This is a genomic window from Ruegeria sp. BG7 (assembly GCF_056535685.1).
On record NZ_JBQFIU010000001.1, the window covers coordinates 2,142,101 to 2,159,967 of the forward strand.

A 17,867-nucleotide genomic window follows, 5' to 3' on the forward strand; every position below is an offset into this window, starting at 1 on the left:
AGGTCTATCGGCAGTATCCCCAACCGGGGCCTTGCAGGTGGAAATGGTCCGCGTGCAAACGATTGAAATCAGGGCCAAGAACAACGCGAAACCACTCGCAAGCCCCGCGCCAGATCTGGCGCAGAAAAGCGGCTTCCGGTTCTGCGCCCTGCCAGTCAGACAACAAGGTCAGCGTTCGACCATCAGCCGTATCCATACCGATAATGTCGATCGAGTCCGCGCGGGCGTGGCTGCTCCAACCGCTGTTTTCACCCTGCGCGGTGCGCATACGGCGGCAGTTATAGCTGCCGATGTGACGCAATCGGGTTATGTCGGTCCCAAGCAGATCGCGCGCAGCGGGTTGCACAACGTGGTGTTCCCACATGGCCAGGCGCAAGGTGGTGGTGCAGCTGGTTTCCACAGGCTCCATTCGCGCCGTGACCAGTTGCGACAGCAAACCCCGGCCGCTGATGCCACAATTCTGATCGACAACCAGATCCTGCATTGCCGGGAATTGCACACCAGCCTCTGCCAAAGCCGCCCGGCACTGTGCCTCATGCGCCAGCGCGCGATTCAGCTGCCATTTTGTGACCGGCGTCACCGGCGCGCTGATTTTCAGATCGCGCAACGGATTCCAATAAGAAGGCACCGGAGTATTGGGATGCGCCAGCAGCCACCATCCCCCTCCGCCCAACAGGATCACCACGACTGCCAGCCGGAAAATGAAAGACGCCGCCGAGTACAAAAACCGGCGGCGTCCAGAAGTCTGCGTCATCGTCAGACAGCGCTTAGTAGCGGTAGTGTTCCGGCTTGTAGGGACCTTCCGGCTTCACACCGATATAGGCAGCCTGATCGGCGTCCATCTGGGTCAGCTTCACGCCGATGCGATCCAGGTGCAGGCGGGCCACTTTCTCATCCAGATGCTTGGGCAGGATGTAGACCTCGTTGTTGTACTGATCGCCTTTGGTAAACAGCTCGATCTGCGCCAGAACCTGGTTGGTAAAGGATGCCGACATCACGAACGAGGGGTGCCCAGTGGCGTTGCCGAGGTTCAGCAGACGGCCTTCGGACAGCAGAATGATGCGGTTGCCCGAAGGCATCTCGATCATGTCCACCTGTTCCTTGATGTTGGTCCATTTGTGGTTCTTCAGGCTGGCAACCTGGATTTCATTGTCAAAGTGACCGATGTTGCCAACGATCGCCATGTCCTTCATCGCGCGCATATGCTCGATGCGGATCACGTCCTTGTTGCCGGTGGTGGTGATAAAGATATCCGCGCTGGCAACTTCGTCTTCCAACAGGGTGACTTCGAAACCGTCCATCGCAGCCTGAAGGGCGCAGATCGGGTCAACTTCGGTGACCTTCACGCGGGCACCGGCGCCGCGCAGCGAAGCGGCCGAGCCTTTGCCCACGTCGCCGTAACCGCAAACCACGGCAACCTTGCCGGCCATCATGGTGTCAGTGGCGCGGCGGATGCCGTCGACCAGCGACTCTTTGCAGCCGTATTTGTTGTCAAATTTCGACTTGGTGACCGAGTCATTCACGTTGATCGCAGGGAACGGCAGGTGGCCGTCTTTCACCAGCTGATACAGGCGGTTCACACCAGTGGTGGTTTCCTCGGACACACCCTGAATTTGGTCGCGCATCTTGGTGAACCAGCCCGGCGATGCTTCCATGCGTTTGGCGATCTGCTTCTTGATCACCTCTTCCTCTTCCGAGCCCGGAACAGGGATAATGTCTTCACCCGCCTCAGCGCGAGCACCCAGCAGGATGTAAAGCGTCGCGTCGCCGCCATCATCCAGGATCATGTTCGGGCCTTCGTCGAACAGGAAGGACTTGTCCAGATAATCCCAATGCTCTTCCAGCGTCTGACCTTTGATGGCGAAAACAGGAATACCGGCCTCAGCAATCGCAGCAGCCGCGTGGTCTTGGGTCGAGAAGATGTTGCACGAGGCCCAGCGCACATCCGCGCCCAGCGCCACCAGCGTTTCGATCAGAACGGCAGTTTGGATGGTCATGTGCAGCGATCCAACGATACGCGCACCTTTCAGAGGTTTGCTTTCACCGTATTCTGCACGCAGGGACATCAGCCCCGGCATTTCGGTTTCAGCAATGTCCAATTCCTTACGACCAAACCCGGCCAGTGAAATGTCCTTAACGATATAGTCCCCAGCCATCAGGCGCTCCATTTTTCTGGTTTTACTCAGTCCCGGCTGCCCCTAGCATTCCTTGGGGCAGGTGGCAATGTCGATGAGTTGAAACCGAAGGCTAAGGGCTGATGTCAGCTTGGGGTGCCGTCAATTTTTATCTTTGGTATTGCTTCAAAAAAATCCGTGCCAACGGCAACAATACAGCTGATGCCATTCGCATTGGTGACCAGAACGGTATAACTACCGGTTTTCTTCGAGGTCCAAACCTCCATCACCGATTGCGCACCGCGCGTCTTTTGCAAGCCACCAAAGGCCAATTCCTCGGCGTAGCTTTCCTGCAATTTGGTGATGATCGATTCTCGCTCTGCGCAGTTTTGGGCAAAAGCAGGTGGGGCTGTGGCAGCCATACCAAAGGTCAATGTAATGGCGAACAAACGCTTGAACATGGCGAACTCCTTTCGTATCGCGTTTCGCTTGCGAGAGGAGCACACCGGGAGAAGCGTGTGCCCCCCTCGGTTTTAATGTCGGGATCGAGTGGTGATGTTTCAAAGCACGAACGCTCAAGAAAACGTTGGCAGCTAGTGATCCTGACAGGTACATCATAGCAGAAAAATACGATTTTTATGTGTCCGACTTCACAAGGCATGGCAAAATGGCAACACAACCCCGAGCATGGCAGAGGATGCTGTCAGGCCGCAGGCTGGACCTGCTGGACCCGACCCCAGTGGATATCGAGATCGAAGATATCGCGCACGGACTGGCCTTTGTGGCGCGCTGGAACGGTCAAACCAATGGTGATTTTGCCTATTCCGTGGCCGAGCATTCCTTGCTGGTAGAAGAGATATTTGGTCGAATTTCGCCCAAAGCGCCAATCAAATGGCGGCTGGCCGCGCTGTTACACGATGCGCCGGAATATGTGATCGGCGACATGATCTCGCCGGTCAAATCCGCCGTCGGCCCGGATTATGGCGCACTGGATGACCGTCTGGCGGCGGCGATCCACATCCGGTTCGGCTTGCCTGCCGAAGTTCCGAAGACGGTGAAACGGCAGATTAAGAAGGCAGACAAGATCAGCGCATGGATGGAGGCGACGCAGATTGCGGGCTTTTCAGAGGCCGAGGCCACCAAGTTTTTTGGTCGTCCGGACAAAGCAGTAATGGAAGGACTGACTATTACCTTGCGCCCGCCAATTGAGGTGCGGCAAGCCTATACCGCACGGCATGAAGACCTGCTGTCACAGCTGTAGCAGGCGGTTCGAGCGACAAATGGTGGTAAAGAGATGAAGAAACAGATGGGAATCCAGCTTCTACTGCTCACTAATCTGCTTCTGTTTTTGACTCTTACTGCCGTTTTGATCAAAACCGGATACCTTTCAAAAACAATCCGCAAATTCAGCGGAGCTTCCATTCCCGTAACTGAAACCAATCACTACAAGCGTATGGTCTGGTTGCACGAACGGCCAACTTCTCAGGCATTGGCTTCACCCGATATTCAAATCGCTTTTATCGGCGATTCCATCATTGAAGGGTGGCTGACCAGTAACGTGGTCAAAAACTCTCTGAACCTGGGGATTAGCCGTGACACAACGCCGGGTCTGATTGCAAGGGTTAACCCAGAACTCATAGCGCATATTCCGGTCTGGTATCTGGCGATCGGCGTCAATGATGCAATGACTAACACTCCCGTGGAAGAGGTTCCGGGCTTTGTCGCGCAGCTTGCGGACACTTTTGCACCCGCCAACACATTGATCTGGAGCGCTGTTCTGCCCGTTAAAGACGCAACCTGGACGCCCGAGAACGAGGCGTTCCGATCCGCTTTTAACGCTGCTGCACAACAAGCCTGTGCAAACATGAAGACCTGTACCTTTCTCGCACCGCCACTTGAATACGGTGATAACGTCCGCGACTGGACATCAGACGGGTTGCATCCCAATGCACTCGGGTACGCGCATCTCGCCCGACAGCTCTGTGCTCACGTTCCGTGCCAATCAAATCAACCGTGACAAAGATCAGTCAGCGCTTTGGTCTGTGTGCTAAGACAAAGACGCCCCTAACGCGGGCTGCGCTTTGCGAAAATCCACTGCAACGTCCGACGATGCATGTTCAGACATCGTGTCGTCTCGGACGAACTACCCAAGCTCAGTATTAAACACTTCGGTTTTTTAGTCGTCTTCGGGACCCGCTATTGTCTTAACGACGCAACAGAGAACCGGCGAAATCTTGCCGCGTATTTGCAGACCTCTTTTCACAGCCCGCACGTTAGCCCTAAAACTCACATGTCTTCGAATGGGCAGTGAAGATTCTTGAACACAGGCATACGCAAAACAGACACGAATTGGCCGCGTTTGTCCGGCACAACCCGAGCCGCAATTGCGGTGGGGTTTTTGAGTCTGATTTCTGCGTGCGCCCACGGCCCAACCGATGCGCAGCTTGACCCGGACCGTCAGTTGATGGCGCTACGCGAGGTCTCGCAAAAGCAGTCCCGCGGGCAAAGGGTGTGGTGCGTGCCCTATGCGCGCAACCTCAGCGGTATCGAAATTCGTGGAAACGCCAAGGATTGGTGGGGCAAGGCGCGCAGTGCGTTTGATCGGGGCAACGAGCCGGTTGTTGGTTCTGTCATGTCGTTTCGGGCAACACGCGGGATGCCACTTGGCCATGTGGCTGTCGTATCCGATGTTGTCACCGAGCGCGAAGTCATCGTGAACCACGCCAATTGGCACCGCAACAAAGTGTCATTGAAGATGGGCGTCAGAGACGTGTCCAAAAACAATGACTGGACGCTGGTACGGGTCGAAAGCCTTCCGGGTCAATATGGCAGCTTGTACCCGGTAAACGGGTTCATTTATCCGAATCCTGACGCGCAGCCCTAATTTGGATCCTCCGAAGAGGACCCTGATCGGACCGAACCCAACGGCTTTTCTCTATCTGGGGCTGCGCTTTGCCAAAATCCGCTGCAACGTCCGGCGGTGCATGTTCAACCGTCGCGCCGTCTCCGAGACGTTCCGATCACATAGCTCATAAACCCGCTGGATGTGTTCCCAGCGCACGCGATCTGCGCTCATGGGGTTTTCCGGCGGCGGCGGCAGTTCATCGCCCTTGGCCAGCAGCGCGTTGGTAATGTCAGTCGCATCGGCGGGTTTGGACAGATAATCTGTTGCACCGATCTTCACGGCGGCCACGGCAGTCGCAATTGCGCCATAGCCCGTCAGAACCACGACCCGGCTGTCCGGGCGTTTTTCGCGCAGCACTTCAACCACGTCCAGGCCGTTGCCATCCTCAAGCCGCAGGTCAACCACGGCATAAGCCGGGGGGCGTGCAGTAGAAATAGCGCGGCCTGCTGCGACGGATCCGGCGGTTTCAACTTCGAACCCACGCTTTTCCATGGCCTTGGCCAAACGTCTCAGAAACGGCTCGTCATCATCCACCAGAAGCAGGGATTTATCAGGGCCAATATCAAGCTGAGAACTGTCTGCCATACTTAGGTCTTTCTGCTATTTCATGCCGTTGGCTTGAACATGAGTAATAGCAGCGCGGGAACAAAGGTCAAACAACCTTGTTACGAAGCGGCCTGATCCAAAAAGCATCCGACCTTGTCCGCCATTTGCTCGGCCGTGTCATCGCGCTTGAAAAATTCAAGAAAACCATGCTCGGGCGTGACCAGATATGTGAAGGTGGAGTGATCGACCAAATAGTACTCGTCGCTTTTGTCATGCGCCTTGTAATAGGTCTTGTAAGCCTTGCTTGCCGCCTTCACTTGCTCGGGCGAGCCTGTCAGCGCGATGGTCTTGCCCCCTAGGTTGAAGGCATAGTCATCCACCACCTCTGGCGTGTCACGTTCGGGGTCGATTGAAATGAACAGCGGCGTCGTGGAATACCCGCGCTCGGCCAAGATATCCACGGCGTCAGCATTGCGCGACATGTCAAAAGGACAGACATCCGGGCAGAACGTGTAGCCGAAATAAACCAGCGTCGGCTCGGTGATCACATCTGCGTCAGTCACCGTTTCGCCCTTGCCATTGACCAGCTCAAACGGCCCACCGATAGTGGCCGCTCCCCCTGCGATCTGGCTGGACCGGCACTGCGCAAACTGGTCATCAGAACCGCTGCCCCGCGTCAAAAGCCACATGGCCCCAAGGCCAATTGCCAATACAACAGTTGCGAGAATTGCGTATAGACGGGTCATTTCAGTGTTCCGGTCACAAGGGGGTTGTTGATCGTTTCGGCCGGGACACCTATCAAGATGATCAGCCTTTGCAACAGGACATAAGGAACCGATGGCAGAATCCAACCAGACTTTTTGGCGCGGCCAGGAACGGAGCAGCTGGATTCGCCTGCGCACTCTGATCCTGTTGCGATGGGTGGCCATCATTGGCCAATTCACAGCCATTACTGTTGCCCAGCAATATTACGATGTGCAGTTGCAGCTGGGCCTGTGCTATCTGGCCATCGGCATTTCGGTCATGGGCAACCTGACGGCCATCCTTTTGTTCCCACAGAACAAGCGTCTGACCGAGTTTGAAAATTTTTTGATGGTTCTGTTTGACCTCTTGCAGTTGTCCATATTGCTGTACCTGACCGGTGGGCTGAACAATCCGTTTGCGCTTCTGCTGTTGGGTCCAGTCACGATCTCGGCCAATGTCATGAGCACGCGTTCGACCCTGATCGTTGGCGCGGTGGCGATTGTGCTGACGACCCTGCTGGCCGAGTTCCATCTGCCACTGCGCACCAGCCTGGGGCTGGTTCTGGATATTCCGGATATTCTTCTGTTCGGCAATTGGGCCGCGATCGTCATCGCTATTGTTTTTATCGGAGCTTATTCCCACCGCGTCAGCGCTGAGGTTCAGTCCATGTCTGAAGCATTGGCTGCGACGCACATGGCCCTGGCGCGTGAACAGAAGTTGACTGATTTGGGTGGCGTTGTTGCGGCCGCCGCGCACGAGTTGGGCACGCCGCTGGCGACAATCAAACTGACCAGCGCGGAACTGATCGAGGAACTGGACGACCACCCCGACCTCAAGGAAGACGCCGCTTTGATCCGCGAGCAGGCCGACCGGTGCCGGGACATTCTAAGGGACATGGGCCGGGCTGGTAAGGACGACCTTCATTTGCGGCAGGCCCCGCTTTCGACCGTGGTGAATGAAGCCGCAGAACCACATGTCGGCCGCGGTAAAGAGGTCCACTTTTACGAAGGGCCGGCGCAGGACGGGGATGTGCAACAGCCTTCAATCCTGCGAAAGCCTGAAATCATCCACGGATTGCGAAACCTGATTCAGAATGCAGTGGATTTTGCACGGTATAATGTCTGGGTCGAGGCTGAATGGACCGACAACCTTATCACCGTCAGTATTATGGACGACGGACGCGGATATCCATCTCATATGATTGGTCGCATCGGTGATCCCTTTATGCGACGCAGGCGGGCAGAAACGGACCAGAAGGCCCGCCCTGAATATGAAGGCATGGGCCTTGGCCTGTTCATCGCCAAAACCTTGCTGGAACGCAGTGGTGCTGAATTGGAGTTCGCCAATGGCGCTGATCCCTATCAACGCCTGACTGACGACCCCGCACGCAGAGGCGCCATTGTCAAAGTCTCCTGGCCACGCAAGCTGATTGACGCACAAAAAGGCGATACGCCTGTCCCATCGGGTCTGAACGAACGCATTCAGGTGTGAGTTAAGAGACCGTTAACCAATCATGCTCATAGTCCAAGCGGGTTGGAGTCTGCTTTGGGGAACACAATGGCCGATTGGATCATTCTGGCCGCGATCAGCATTGTCTCGGGCTGTTTTGCCGTTCAGTGGCTCTTACCGCGTCGTGCGCAAAGGGACTTTGCGTTTGGGCTATTTTCAAACACCTCATTGTTTGACGCAGTGTTTCTGTTCGACGAAGAAAGGCTGATCAGCCATTCCGACATCGCCCTGGCGGGTTTCGAACATGTGAGAAACTGGGCCGACTTGCGCCGATTGCTACAAAGGGATTTCCCGACCTTTCCGGAATCTCCGGGCGCTGTGCGCGATAAGGGATATGTTGTGGTGTCTCCTATCGACTGCACTGTCGAGCGCGATGTTCTTTGCGAGTGGATTGACGGAATTGTCCGTGTCCGCCTGCGTGAAGCTGCCAAGGCCAGGCCCGCAGGGTCAGAAGCGCAGAACGATCCAACCCGGCTGGCCATGGATCAGGCCCCATACCCAGTGTGGCTGCTGGGTCAGAACAACCGGGTGCAATGGTGCAACGCCGCCTATGTCACACTCGTGCGCAAAGCACGCGATCAGGACACAGACCTGACCGACCCCTTATTCCCTTCAACGCCCGAGGAACGATCCGTTGGAAAGACCAGAGTGTCTGTTGAAGTTTCAGGCAGCTGTAACAAGCTTTGGTTCGATCTGACTCAGGTAGAACACGCGTCCGGCCACCTGTGTTATGCCGTCGACATCAACGCCATCGTCCAAGCAGAAACCGCCCAGCGCAAATTTGTCCAGACGATGACCAAGACCTTTGCGCAGCTATCAATCGGCTTGGCCATTTTCGATCGCAACAGGCAACTTGCACTGTTCAATCCAGCTTTGATCGACCTGACCACCCTACCGCCAGATTTTCTAAGCTGTCGTCCGAGTCTAAGCAGCTTTTTCGACCGCCTTCGGGATCAGCACATGATGCCCGAGCCCAAGAACTATCGCAGTTGGCGGCGCCAGATGAATGACCTTCTCGAGGCTGCAGAAGATGGAAACTATCACGAGACATGGTCGCTCCCATCCGGTTCAGTCTATTCGGTCAGTGGTCGACCACATCCCGACGGGGCCGTGGCGTTCTTGTTTGAGGACATCACAGCCGAGATCACCCTGACGCGCCGCTTTCGGTCTGAAATGGACCTTATGCAGTCCATACTGGACAAGCTTGCAGATGGAATAGCCGTGTTTGCAGATGACGGCACCCTGGCATTGACCAACTACGCGTATCAAAAACTTTGGGGTGACGCAGAAGATGCCGGTTTTCAAACTGACACGGCCACAGATGTCACACGACGCTGGCAGGATCTCTGTCTTGCAACCCCGATACTGGGCGAGATCAGGGATTTCTTGGAAATGCGTGATGATCGGGCTGAATGGACGGCTGAAATTCATTTGAGAACCGGTACCCCTATTCAATGCACGGTCACTCCGCTCCAGAACGGCGCGACCATAGTTCGTTTTTCCATTTCTAGAATCCCGTCGAAAATCCAGCAGATAGAACAGATCAGCGCCTGAACCGGGTTGCAGCCCGTCAGACGCAAGGCCATTGTGGCGCCATGACGACAAAGCCGCGATCCCTGACGTTTCAGTCCCCCGAAGAAACCGCCAATTTCGCCGAGCGTATTGGTGCAAACCTGCAATCGGGCGATGTTGTGTTGTTGGAAGGTGAGATCGGCAGCGGCAAGACACATTTTGCGCGCGCGCTTATTCAGTCGCTCATGTCTGAGCCCGAAGATGTCCCTTCGCCTACGTTTACCTTGGTGCAGGTCTACGATACGCCAATTGGTGAAATCTGGCACAGCGATCTCTATCGTCTGAGTGCGGTAGACGAGGTTGAGGAACTGGGCCTGATTGACGCTTTCGAAACCGCTATCTGCCTTGTCGAATGGCCTGACAAACTTGGTCCACTTACACCAGGTGCCGCTTTGAGATTGACCTTTGAAACAGACCCTAACACAGAAGATTTGCGCCATCTGACCCTATCATGGCTTGATCCGAAATGGACAAAGAAACTGGAGACCTTCGGATGACAAACAGGACGGTCCTTGCCGAGGCCCTGATTGCTCAAACCCAATGGGCTGAGGCCACCCGTGCACCGCTAGCGGGCGACGCTTCGGACCGCCGCTACGAACGGCTGACCGACCAGGCCAGCGGACAAACGGCCGTTTTGATGGATGCACCACCTGAAAAATGCGAGGATGTCGAGGACTTTGTGCGCATCGGGAATTACCTGCGTTCGGTTGGCCTGAGCGCGCCTGAGATCTACGCAGAAGATGCGCAATACGGTTTTCTGTTGCTGGAAGATTTGGGTGACGATCTTTTTAGCCGGGTGCTGGCAAAGGATCCTTCGAAGGAACGTGTTTTGTATGAAGCGGCAACAGACGTTTTGCTGCACCTGCATCAAGCGCCGTCTTTGTCTTTGACATCCTTTGACCCGCCGCTGATGACCGAACTGTGCACGCTGGCCTTTACAAGTTACGCGGCCGGAATTGTGGGGTCTTACGACGCACGTGCACTAAGCCGGTTTGAACACCGTTTCGCGGATGTTCTGCACCGCGAAACATCAGGTGCGAAAGTGGTCGCGCTCAGGGACTATCACGCGGAAAATCTGATTTGGCTCCCGGATCGCGACGGGCTAAAACGCGTTGGCCTGCTGGACTTCCAATCAGCCGTTCTGGCGCATCCCGCCTATGATCTGGTCTCCTTGCTGCAGGACATTCGCCGCAAGGTCTCTCCCGGGGTCGAAATGCAGATGATCAATCGGTATATTGCGGCCTCTGGCATGGACGATCACGATTTTCGCACCGCTTACAGCGTGCTGGGCGCACAACGGAACCTGCGCATTTTAGGTGTGTTCGCACGCCTTGCCACGGACTTTGGCAAACCGCACTACGTGGACATGATACCAGCGGTCTGGGACCATCTGATGCGCGATCTGGATCATCCGGCCCTGGTGTCGATCGCACCGTTGCTGCACGAGGCTTTGCCCAGCCCAACCCCCGAAAACTTGAACAAGCTGAGGGTGCAATGACCGGTTCACCCTTTGGCGTGATGCTGTTTGCAGCAGGGTTTGGCACACGTATGGGCGCTTTGACCAAGGACCGTCCCAAGCCGTTGATCAACGTGTCCGGGCGTCCTCTGATTGATCACGCGCTGGATCTTGTTTACGAACTTGACCCTGTGCGCATCGTGGCGAACGTGCATTACCACGCCGATCAACTGTATGCGCATCTCAACCCCAAAGGGGTATTAATCTCACGCGAAGAGCCAGAGATTCTGGAAACCGGCGGCGGATTAAGAGCCGCCCTGCCCTTGTTGGGCACCGACCCCGTTTTCACACTGAACACCGACGCCATCTGGTCGGGGCCAAACCCTCTGACCCTGTTGCAGAAAGCGTGGGATCCGACCCGTATGGATGCGCTTTTGATGTGTGTTCCTATTGCCCAAGCCACTGGTCACACGGGGGACGGAGATTTCTCGGCCGACGCGGACGGGCGTATCACGCGCGGGCCGGGTTTGGTCTATGGGGGGGCGCAGATTATCAAAACGGATGGACTGCAGGCATTCCCGCAATCCGCGTTCTCGTTGAATCTGCTTTGGAACCAGATGCACGATCAAAATCGCCTGTTTGCTATAGAGTATCCGGGGCGATGGTGTGACGTCGGTCGCCCTGAAGGGATCGCCCTGGCCGAAGGTCTGCTGACAGATGTTTGAACCCAGCACCCTGCCCCGTGTCTTTGCTGTGCCGCCCGGCACAGATTTCCCGAAAGCACTGGTGGATGGCCTGCGGCAGCGCTGCTCTGGCCCGCCAGAAGCCTTGGCGCGGGTGGAATTGGTTCTGAATACAAGGCGTATGGAACGGCGCGTTCGCGAGCTGTTCAATCAAGGGTCGCCCTGCCTGCTGCCACGCCTGTCGCTGGTCACGGATTTGGGGGAAAGCGTTGATTTGGCAAAGATTCCCCCTGCCATTCCACCGCTTCGACGACGTCTGGAACTCACGCAGCTGGTGGCCAAACTGCTGGAGCAACAGCCGGATCTGGCGGCGCGCTCTTCGGTCTTCGACCTCTCGGACAGCTTGGCGGCCCTCATTGATGAAATGCAGGGCGAAAGTGTGTCGCCCGAGGCCATTCGGCAGTTGGATGTCAGCGACATGTCGGGGCATTGGGCACGAGCGCAGGCTTTCATTGGCATTGCAGACCACTTCATCGATACCGGCGCACAAACGATGGATGCACAAGCCCGCCAACGCCGCGTTGTCGAAAACCTGATCGCGCGCTGGCAGGAGAATCCTCCGCAGCACCCAGTCATTCTGGCAGGCTCCACCGGGTCGCGCGGAACAACCTTGATGCTGATGGAGGCCATAGCGCGACTGTCACAAGGGGCACTGGTTCTGCCGGGCTATGACTTCGACCAGCCCGATCATGTATGGCAAGGGTTGGACGATGCACTGACATCGGAAGACCACCCACAATACCGGTTCCGCAAACTCATGCGTGCGCTGGATCTTGCGCCTGATCAGGTTGCTGCATGGACTGACTTGTCCTCGCCTTCACGCGCGCGCAACCGTTTGGTTTCGCTCGCTTTACGCCCGGCACCGGTAACTGACGCCTGGATGACCGAAGGGCCTGAACTTACCGACCTGGAGGGTGCAACCAAAGCCCTGACTCTGGTCGAGGCGCAATCGCCCCGCGCCGAAGCTTTGACCATCGCCTTGCGCCTGCGACAAGCCGCTGAAGACGGTCAAACCGCTGCCCTGATCACACCGGATCGCATGTTGACCCGTCAGGTCAGCGCCGCACTCGATCGGTGGAATATCCTACCGGATGACAGTGCGGGCTTGCCTCTGCAACTCTCACCGCCCGGTCGTTTTCTGCGCCATGTGGCCAACTTGTTCACGCGCCGCCTTGAAGGCGAGGCGTTGCTGACGCTGCTGAAACACCCGCTGTGCCATGACGGCGGTGAGCGTGGCACTCATCTGTTGCATACGCGTGATCTGGAGCTGGACCTTCGCCGCCATGGCCCGCCATTCCCCGACAGTATCAGCCTGACGGCATTTGCGATCCGCAAAGAAGCACCTGAAAGCTGGGTCAAATGGGTCGTACATCACCTTTGCGACCAGCAAATCAGCGGCGAGCTGCATCTTTCCGACTGGGTAGACCGGCTGACTACACTGGCCGAAGCGATCTCGGCTGGCAGCACAGGTGAAACCGGCACGCTTTGGGACAAAAACGCAGGTCAAAAGGCGCTGGCGGTCGTGAACTCTCTCAGAGATGAAGCGCAGCATGGTGGCCCGATGACGGCACATGATTTCGCCGATTTTCTGGGCGCGCTTTTGGCCAGCGAAGAGGTTCGTGATCGCGATGCCCCGCATCCACATATCATGATCTGGGGTACCCTTGAGGCGCGAGTGCAAGGTGCCGACCTGCTGATTCTGGGCGGTTTGAATGAAGGAAGCTGGCCCGAGGCCCCGTCGCCAGATCCGTGGCTGAACCGCCAGATGCGCGACAAGGCCGGGTTGCTGCTGCCTGAACGTCGGATCGGTTTGTCGGCACATGATTTCCAGCAAGCCGTCGGCGCGCCCGAGGTTTGGCTGACCCGCGCGACCCGCTCGGATGACGCGGAAACGGTGCCGTCGCGCTGGCTCAACCGGCTGACAAACCTGTTGCAAGGGTTGCCGGAGCAGGGCGGTCGCAACGCTCTGGAAGAAATGGGTGCGCGTGGTCAGCGCTGGCTGGACTGGTCAGAAGCTTTGGAAGAAGCGCCACGCATTGAACCCGCGCCTCGCCCGTCGCCTCGCCCGCCGGTCGCTGCACGCCCACGTCGCTTGTCAGTGACCGAAATCAAGCGGCTGATCCGCGATCCTTATGCGATCTATGCCAAACACGTGTTGCGCCTGAAACCGCTTGACCCCTTGGTGCAGGCCCCCGATGCCTTGCTGCGGGGCATCGTGATCCATGAAATCCTTGAACATTTCGTTAAAGACAGCGTTCTCGACAGCGCTTTGCTGACACGTGAGAATTTCCTCAAGCGGGCGCACAGCCTTCTGGAACAGCATGTGGCCTGGCCCACCGCCCGCAAACTCTGGTTGGCCCGGTTGGAACGGATCGCAGACGAATTCCTGAGCGCTGAACTCTCGCGCCGGGGTGACGGCGGGCCAATTGCGTTTGAAGCAGCTATGAAACTGGTGCTGAACCCTCTGGATTTTACCATCGTCGGACGTGCGGACCGGATTGATCGCAACAGCTGGGGCGCGCTGCGGATCATCGATTACAAAACCGGCGCGCCGCCCACAGAAAGTCAGCAATCCAAGTTCGACAAACAGCTGCTGATCGAGGCGGCCATGGCCGAGCAGGGCGGTATCGAAGGCATTGACCCGATAGACGTAGCCGAAGCCATCTTCATCGGCATGGGCGGCAGTTACAAAGAGGTTGCCGCACCCTTGATCACAGAGCCAACCGATAAAGTTATTGCTGAATTAAAAGAGCTGATTTCAGCTTATTTAGAGCCTGATCAGGGGTTTTCATCCCGTCGGATGCTGCACAAAGACACAGATATCGGCGACTATGATCATCTGGCACGGTTCGGCGAATGGGACCGAACCGCTGAAACTTGCCCTGAGGACCTGAAATGAGCCCGCGAAACGATGCAACCGAACGGCAAGTGCAGGCGGCGCGACCGGATGCCTCAACCTGGCTGGCGGCTAACGCGGGGTCGGGTAAAACGCGGGTTCTGACCGACCGCGTGGCGCGCCTGTTGCTGGGCGGGGTCCAACCGCGGCACATTCTGTGCCTGACCTATACCAAGGCGGCCGCCAGCGAGATGCAGAACAGATTGTTCAAGCGCCTTGGTGAGTGGGCAATGCTGGAAAATGCTGCTCTTTTGGAGCAATTGACCGATCTGGGCGTGCCCGGCGACATCGACTCGGACAGATTGGCGCAAGCCCGCACTTTGTTTGCCCGCGCCATCGAAACGCCGGGTGGTCTGAAAATCCAGACCATTCACTCGTTCTGCGCCTCGTTGCTGCGGCGGTTCCCGCTGGAGGCTGGGGTCAGCCCTCAGTTCTCCGAAATGGAAGACCGCGCAGCAGCGCTTTTGCGGGAAGAAATCGTCGAGGACTTCGCCGAAGGTCCGCAGGCCGGGTTGATTGAAGATGTAGCCCGGTTCGTGACCGATACGGGCTTTGACAAATTGACCGCCGCGATCACGCACAGGCGCAACCTGTTTGCACTGCCATTGGGCTGGTCCGACCTATTGAAACGGTTCGATCTTCCGGATGGCTTTGACGAAACGGCCCTGGCCGAGCGGGTGTTTCTGGGCGGCGAAGTCGAATTGATCCAGTCCATGCTGCCCGCTTTGACAGAAAGCGGCGTCAACGATGCCAAGGCAGCGGCCAAGCTGGCCAGTTTCACCGAAGCGCGATTGATGCATCTGCCGATGCTGGAGAGCGTATTCCTAACCGGAGCTAAAGCTAAGGAACCTTTCACCGCCAAGATCAACGGGTTTCCAACCAAACCCCTGCGTGAGGGCGAGCTGGCCGACCGGATGCCGCAATTGAAATCCTTCATGCTGCGGGTCGAGTCCGCGCGCGAACAGCGCCTTGCCTTGGTCGCGGCACAGAAAACCGCCGTCCTGCACCGCTTTGCCGCAGCCTTCCTGCCAGAGTACGAGCGACGCAAGCAATTGCGGGGCTGGCTGGACTTCGACGACCTGATCCTGCGCGCGCGGCAAGTGCTGAATGACCCGGCGGTGGCCGAATGGGTGCTGTATCGGTTAGACGGCGGCATCGACCATATTCTGGTGGACGAAGCACAGGACACCAGTCCGGACCAATGGGACGTGGTCGAGAAGCTGGCGCAGGAATTCACCAGCGGGGAAGGGGCCCGATCCGGGGTTGAGCGCACTATTTTTGTGGTCGGCGACAAGAAACAGTCGATCTATTCCTTTCAGGGCGCCGACCCGCAGGCGTTTGACAGAATGCAGGAAGAGTTTGGCCGGAAACTGGCTGAATCAGACTCTAAATTGTGGGATATGACGCTGGAATATTCGTTCCGCTCCTCCAGCGCCATCCTGTCTTTGGTCGATATTCTTTTTGAAAACCGGATCGAGGCAGGGTTTCACAAGGACAGCCAGCACCGTGCTTTCAAAGCTGACCTGCCAGGCCGGGTTGATCTTTGGCCTGTCGTGGAAAAGGTCGAAGAGGCCGAGGAGGGCGACTGGACCGATCCGGTGGATCGCCCCGGTGCGCGGCACCATACCGTCATTCTGGCCGAACAGGTTGCACAGTCGATCAAGGCCATGATCGAACGGGGCGAAACGATCCCTGAGGATGACAAGAACGGCACGTTTGTAAGACGAAAGGTGAAACCGGGAGATTTCCTGATCCTTGTGCAGCGGCGGTCAGACCTGTTTGCCGAAATCATCCGCGCCTGCAAATCTGCCGGGCTGCCCATCGCCGGGGCCGACCGGCTTAAGGTGGGCGCTGAACTGGCGGTCAAAGACCTCGCTGCGCTGCTGAGCTTTCTGGCCACGCCCGAAGACAGCCTGTCGCTGGCAACGGTTCTGAAATCCCCTTTGTTCGGATGGTCTGAACAGCAGCTTTTCGATCTGGCGCACCGGCGGCAGGAGCAATTCCTCTGGGCCGCGCTGCGCAAGCGGGCTGAGGAATTTCCCGAAACGCTCGCCATTTTGAACGATTTGCGCAGCCAGATCGATTTTTTGCGCCCCTATGACCTGATCGAACGCATTCTGACCCGCCATGACGGGCGGCGAAAGCTGTTAGGCCGCCTGGGGGCCGAAGCGGAAGACGGCATCAACGCGTTGCTGTCTCAGGCGCTGGCCTATGAACGAACGGATATCCCCAGCCTGACTGGGTTTTTGGTCTGGATGCAGACCGACGATCTGGAAATCAAACGGCAGATGAGCGGTTTGGGCAATATGGTCCGCGTGATGACCGTGCATGGATCAAAGGGTCTTGAGGCCCCGGTCGTGATCCTGCCGGATACCGGCAAACGCCAAGCACCGCGCGATGCCGAGATCATGGTGACCGAAGGCATTCCGCTGTGGAAAGTGTCGGCAGATGTCTCGCCCAAACTGATCGCTCAGGCGCGGGAAGAGGCGCGCACGCGTGAGGAGAATGAACGGCTCCGGCTTCTATATGTGGCTCTAACACGGGCCGAAAAGTGGTTAATCGTGGCCGCAGCCGGCGAATTGGGGAAAGACGGCAACAGCTGGTATCAAATGGTCGAGGCAGCGATGGAGAGGGCCGGAGCCGCGCAGCTGCCGGGTTCCGACATTCGCCGCCTGTCTCAGGGGGATTGGGGTGCGCTGCCTTTGGTCGATCAGCCGCAAATGGCGACTGAACGATCCGAGTTACCAGACATGTTTCGACATCCGGCACCCGAACCCGCTGAACCCACAAGCACGCTCAGCCCTTCGGATCTGGGGGGGGCCAAAGCGTTACCCGGTGATGCCGGTTTGGATGAAGACGCTGCGAAACTGCGTGGAACACGTCTGCATCTGCTGCTGGAACACTTGCCGATAGCTGAACCGGAGATTTGGCCCGAACTTTGCGCGCGGCTGCTACCCGATATGCAGGACACAGACCGGCAAGAGCTTTTGACCGAAGCCACCCGGGTTCTGACGGCTGAACCGGTGAGGGATATTTTTGCTCCTGAAACTCTGGCCGAAGTTCCAGTAACTGCAGATTTGAATGGGCAGCGCATGCATGGGGTCATCGACCGGCTCATCGTTTCGGATACGGACGTGCAAGTGATTGATTTTAAAACAAATGCAACTGTTCCAAATCGCGTTGATGACTGCCCAGAGGGCCTGTTACGCCAAATGGGGGCCTATGCGCAGGCGCTTGCTCAGATCTATCCTGACCGCAGCATTCGAACCGCCATTCTTTGGACCCGAACCGCGAACCTCATGTGGTTGCCACACGATCTTGTGACGGATGCCCTGACCCGCGCTCGGATACCTTGACCTTACCCCACGCGGCACCTACGTTC

General features: G+C 57.2%; 15 protein-coding genes and 1 pseudogene. 10 read left to right on the top strand and 6 right to left on the bottom strand.

The genetic code is table 11. From position 1 onward, the window contains the following. Positions 1-4: 4 nt before the first annotated feature. The 3 genes from ACR3EH_RS10610 to ACR3EH_RS10620 all read right to left on the bottom strand — a co-directional run bounded on the left by ACR3EH_RS10610 (position 5) and on the right by ACR3EH_RS10620 (position 2,575). Positions 5-754, bottom strand: coding sequence for an extensin-like domain-containing protein (locus ACR3EH_RS10610; protein ID WP_171184735.1), 750 nt, complete (start codon positions 752-754; stop codon positions 5-7). Between the two features lie 13 nt (positions 755-767). Further along, a complete protein-coding gene (ahcY, locus tag ACR3EH_RS10615; protein ID WP_171093342.1) occupies positions 768-2,156 on the bottom strand; it encodes an adenosylhomocysteinase in 1,389 nt (462 codons plus the stop codon). Positions 2,157-2,260: 104 nt separating this feature from the next. Next, entirely contained in the window at positions 2,261-2,575 is a 315-nt protein-coding gene (locus ACR3EH_RS10620; RefSeq protein ID WP_171092729.1) for a hypothetical protein, read from the bottom strand. 206 nt (positions 2,576-2,781) lie between these two features. Here ACR3EH_RS10620 and ACR3EH_RS10625 point away from each other — a divergent pair, with 206 nt between their 5' ends. Beyond that, a complete protein-coding gene (locus ACR3EH_RS10625; RefSeq protein WP_171184731.1) occupies positions 2,782-3,375 on the top strand; it encodes an HD domain-containing protein in 594 nt (197 codons plus the stop codon). 33 nt (positions 3,376-3,408) lie between these two features. Beyond that, on the top strand, positions 3,409-4,131 hold the full coding sequence (locus ACR3EH_RS10630) for an SGNH/GDSL hydrolase family protein (RefSeq protein ID WP_171184729.1): 723 nt from the start codon (positions 3,409-3,411) through the stop codon (positions 4,129-4,131). A 47-nt stretch (positions 4,132-4,178) separates the two neighbouring features. Here ACR3EH_RS10630 and ACR3EH_RS10635 read toward each other — a convergent pair. Next, positions 4,179-4,253 (bottom strand): annotated as a pseudogene (locus ACR3EH_RS10635) (two-component system response regulator); the annotation flags it as partial. 250 nt (positions 4,254-4,503) lie between these two features. Here ACR3EH_RS10635 and ACR3EH_RS10640 point away from each other — a divergent pair. Beyond that, on the top strand, positions 4,504-4,998 hold the full coding sequence (locus tag ACR3EH_RS10640; protein ID WP_371732110.1) for a CHAP domain-containing protein: 495 nt from the start codon (positions 4,504-4,506) through the stop codon (positions 4,996-4,998). A 51-nt stretch (positions 4,999-5,049) separates the two neighbouring features. Here the strand turns inward: ACR3EH_RS10640 and ACR3EH_RS10645 are convergent, their stop codons facing one another. Then, entirely contained in the window at positions 5,050-5,604 is a 555-nt protein-coding gene (locus tag ACR3EH_RS10645) for an ActR/PrrA/RegA family redox response regulator transcription factor (RefSeq protein WP_050604676.1), read from the bottom strand. A gap of 80 nt (positions 5,605-5,684) precedes the next feature. After that, complete coding sequence (locus ACR3EH_RS10650) at positions 5,685-6,311, bottom strand: SCO family protein (protein ID WP_171184727.1); 627 nt, start codon at positions 6,309-6,311, stop codon at positions 5,685-5,687. 91 nt (positions 6,312-6,402) lie between these two features. Here ACR3EH_RS10650 and regB point away from each other — a divergent pair, with 91 nt between their 5' ends. The 7 genes from regB to addA all read left to right on the top strand — a co-directional run bounded on the left by regB (position 6,403) and on the right by addA (position 17,841). After that, positions 6,403-7,800 (top strand): sensor histidine kinase RegB, encoded by a 1,398-nt coding sequence (gene regB / locus ACR3EH_RS10655; protein ID WP_171092738.1) that lies wholly within the window; start codon positions 6,403-6,405, stop codon positions 7,798-7,800. 66 nt (positions 7,801-7,866) lie between these two features. Then, positions 7,867-9,372, top strand: a complete 1,506-nt coding sequence (locus ACR3EH_RS10660) for a PAS-domain containing protein (protein ID WP_171675780.1) — start codon at positions 7,867-7,869, stop codon at positions 9,370-9,372. Positions 9,373-9,413: 41 nt separating this feature from the next. Continuing rightward, positions 9,414-9,887, top strand: coding sequence for a tRNA (adenosine(37)-N6)-threonylcarbamoyltransferase complex ATPase subunit type 1 TsaE (gene tsaE / locus ACR3EH_RS10665; protein ID WP_171648158.1), 474 nt, complete (start codon positions 9,414-9,416; stop codon positions 9,885-9,887). Then, positions 9,884-10,888, top strand: coding sequence for an aminoglycoside phosphotransferase family protein (locus ACR3EH_RS10670; protein ID WP_171184720.1), 1,005 nt, complete (start codon positions 9,884-9,886; stop codon positions 10,886-10,888). Before tsaE ends, ACR3EH_RS10670 begins: the two co-directional genes overlap by 4 nt. After that, positions 10,885-11,571: a nucleotidyltransferase family protein gene (locus ACR3EH_RS10675; RefSeq protein WP_171184718.1), complete on the top strand. Its 687-nt coding sequence runs from the start codon at positions 10,885-10,887 to the stop codon at positions 11,569-11,571. Before ACR3EH_RS10670 ends, ACR3EH_RS10675 begins: the two co-directional genes overlap by 4 nt. Further along, the gene (gene addB, locus ACR3EH_RS10680) at positions 11,564-14,488 is read left to right on the top strand and encodes a double-strand break repair protein AddB (protein ID WP_171184716.1); all 2,925 of its coding nucleotides are present in this window, start codon (positions 11,564-11,566) and stop codon (positions 14,486-14,488) included. Before ACR3EH_RS10675 ends, addB begins: the two co-directional genes overlap by 8 nt. Next, the gene (gene addA, locus ACR3EH_RS10685) at positions 14,485-17,841 is read left to right on the top strand and encodes a double-strand break repair helicase AddA (protein WP_171675782.1); all 3,357 of its coding nucleotides are present in this window, start codon (positions 14,485-14,487) and stop codon (positions 17,839-17,841) included. Before addB ends, addA begins: the two co-directional genes overlap by 4 nt. The last annotated feature ends 26 nt before the right edge of the window (positions 17,842-17,867 follow it).

Bases quoted from the DNA above. Each gene is read 5' to 3' on its own strand.
- ACR3EH_RS10610 (WP_171184735.1), bottom strand. From the start codon at position 754: ATGACGCAGACTTCTGGACGCCGCCGGTTTTTGTACTCGGCGGCGTCT.
- ahcY (WP_171093342.1), bottom strand. From the start codon at position 2,156: ATGGCTGGGGACTATATCGTTAAGGACATTTCACTGGCCGGGTTTGGT.
- ACR3EH_RS10620 (WP_171092729.1), bottom strand. From the start codon at position 2,575: ATGTTCAAGCGTTTGTTCGCCATTACATTGACCTTTGGTATGGCTGCC.
- ACR3EH_RS10625 (WP_171184731.1), top strand. From the start codon at position 2,782: ATGGCAACACAACCCCGAGCATGGCAGAGGATGCTGTCAGGCCGCAGG.
- ACR3EH_RS10630 (WP_171184729.1), top strand. From the start codon at position 3,409: ATGAAGAAACAGATGGGAATCCAGCTTCTACTGCTCACTAATCTGCTT.
- ACR3EH_RS10645 (WP_050604676.1), bottom strand. From the start codon at position 5,604: ATGGCAGACAGTTCTCAGCTTGATATTGGCCCTGATAAATCCCTGCTT.
- ACR3EH_RS10650 (WP_171184727.1), bottom strand. From the start codon at position 6,311: ATGACCCGTCTATACGCAATTCTCGCAACTGTTGTATTGGCAATTGGC.
- regB (WP_171092738.1), top strand. From the start codon at position 6,403: ATGGCAGAATCCAACCAGACTTTTTGGCGCGGCCAGGAACGGAGCAGC.
- ACR3EH_RS10660 (WP_171675780.1), top strand. From the start codon at position 7,867: ATGGCCGATTGGATCATTCTGGCCGCGATCAGCATTGTCTCGGGCTGT.
- tsaE (WP_171648158.1), top strand. From the start codon at position 9,414: ATGACGACAAAGCCGCGATCCCTGACGTTTCAGTCCCCCGAAGAAACC.
- ACR3EH_RS10670 (WP_171184720.1), top strand. From the start codon at position 9,884: ATGACAAACAGGACGGTCCTTGCCGAGGCCCTGATTGCTCAAACCCAA.
- ACR3EH_RS10675 (WP_171184718.1), top strand. From the start codon at position 10,885: ATGACCGGTTCACCCTTTGGCGTGATGCTGTTTGCAGCAGGGTTTGGC.
- addB (WP_171184716.1), top strand. From the start codon at position 11,564: ATGTTTGAACCCAGCACCCTGCCCCGTGTCTTTGCTGTGCCGCCCGGC.
- addA (WP_171675782.1), top strand. From the start codon at position 14,485: ATGAGCCCGCGAAACGATGCAACCGAACGGCAAGTGCAGGCGGCGCGA.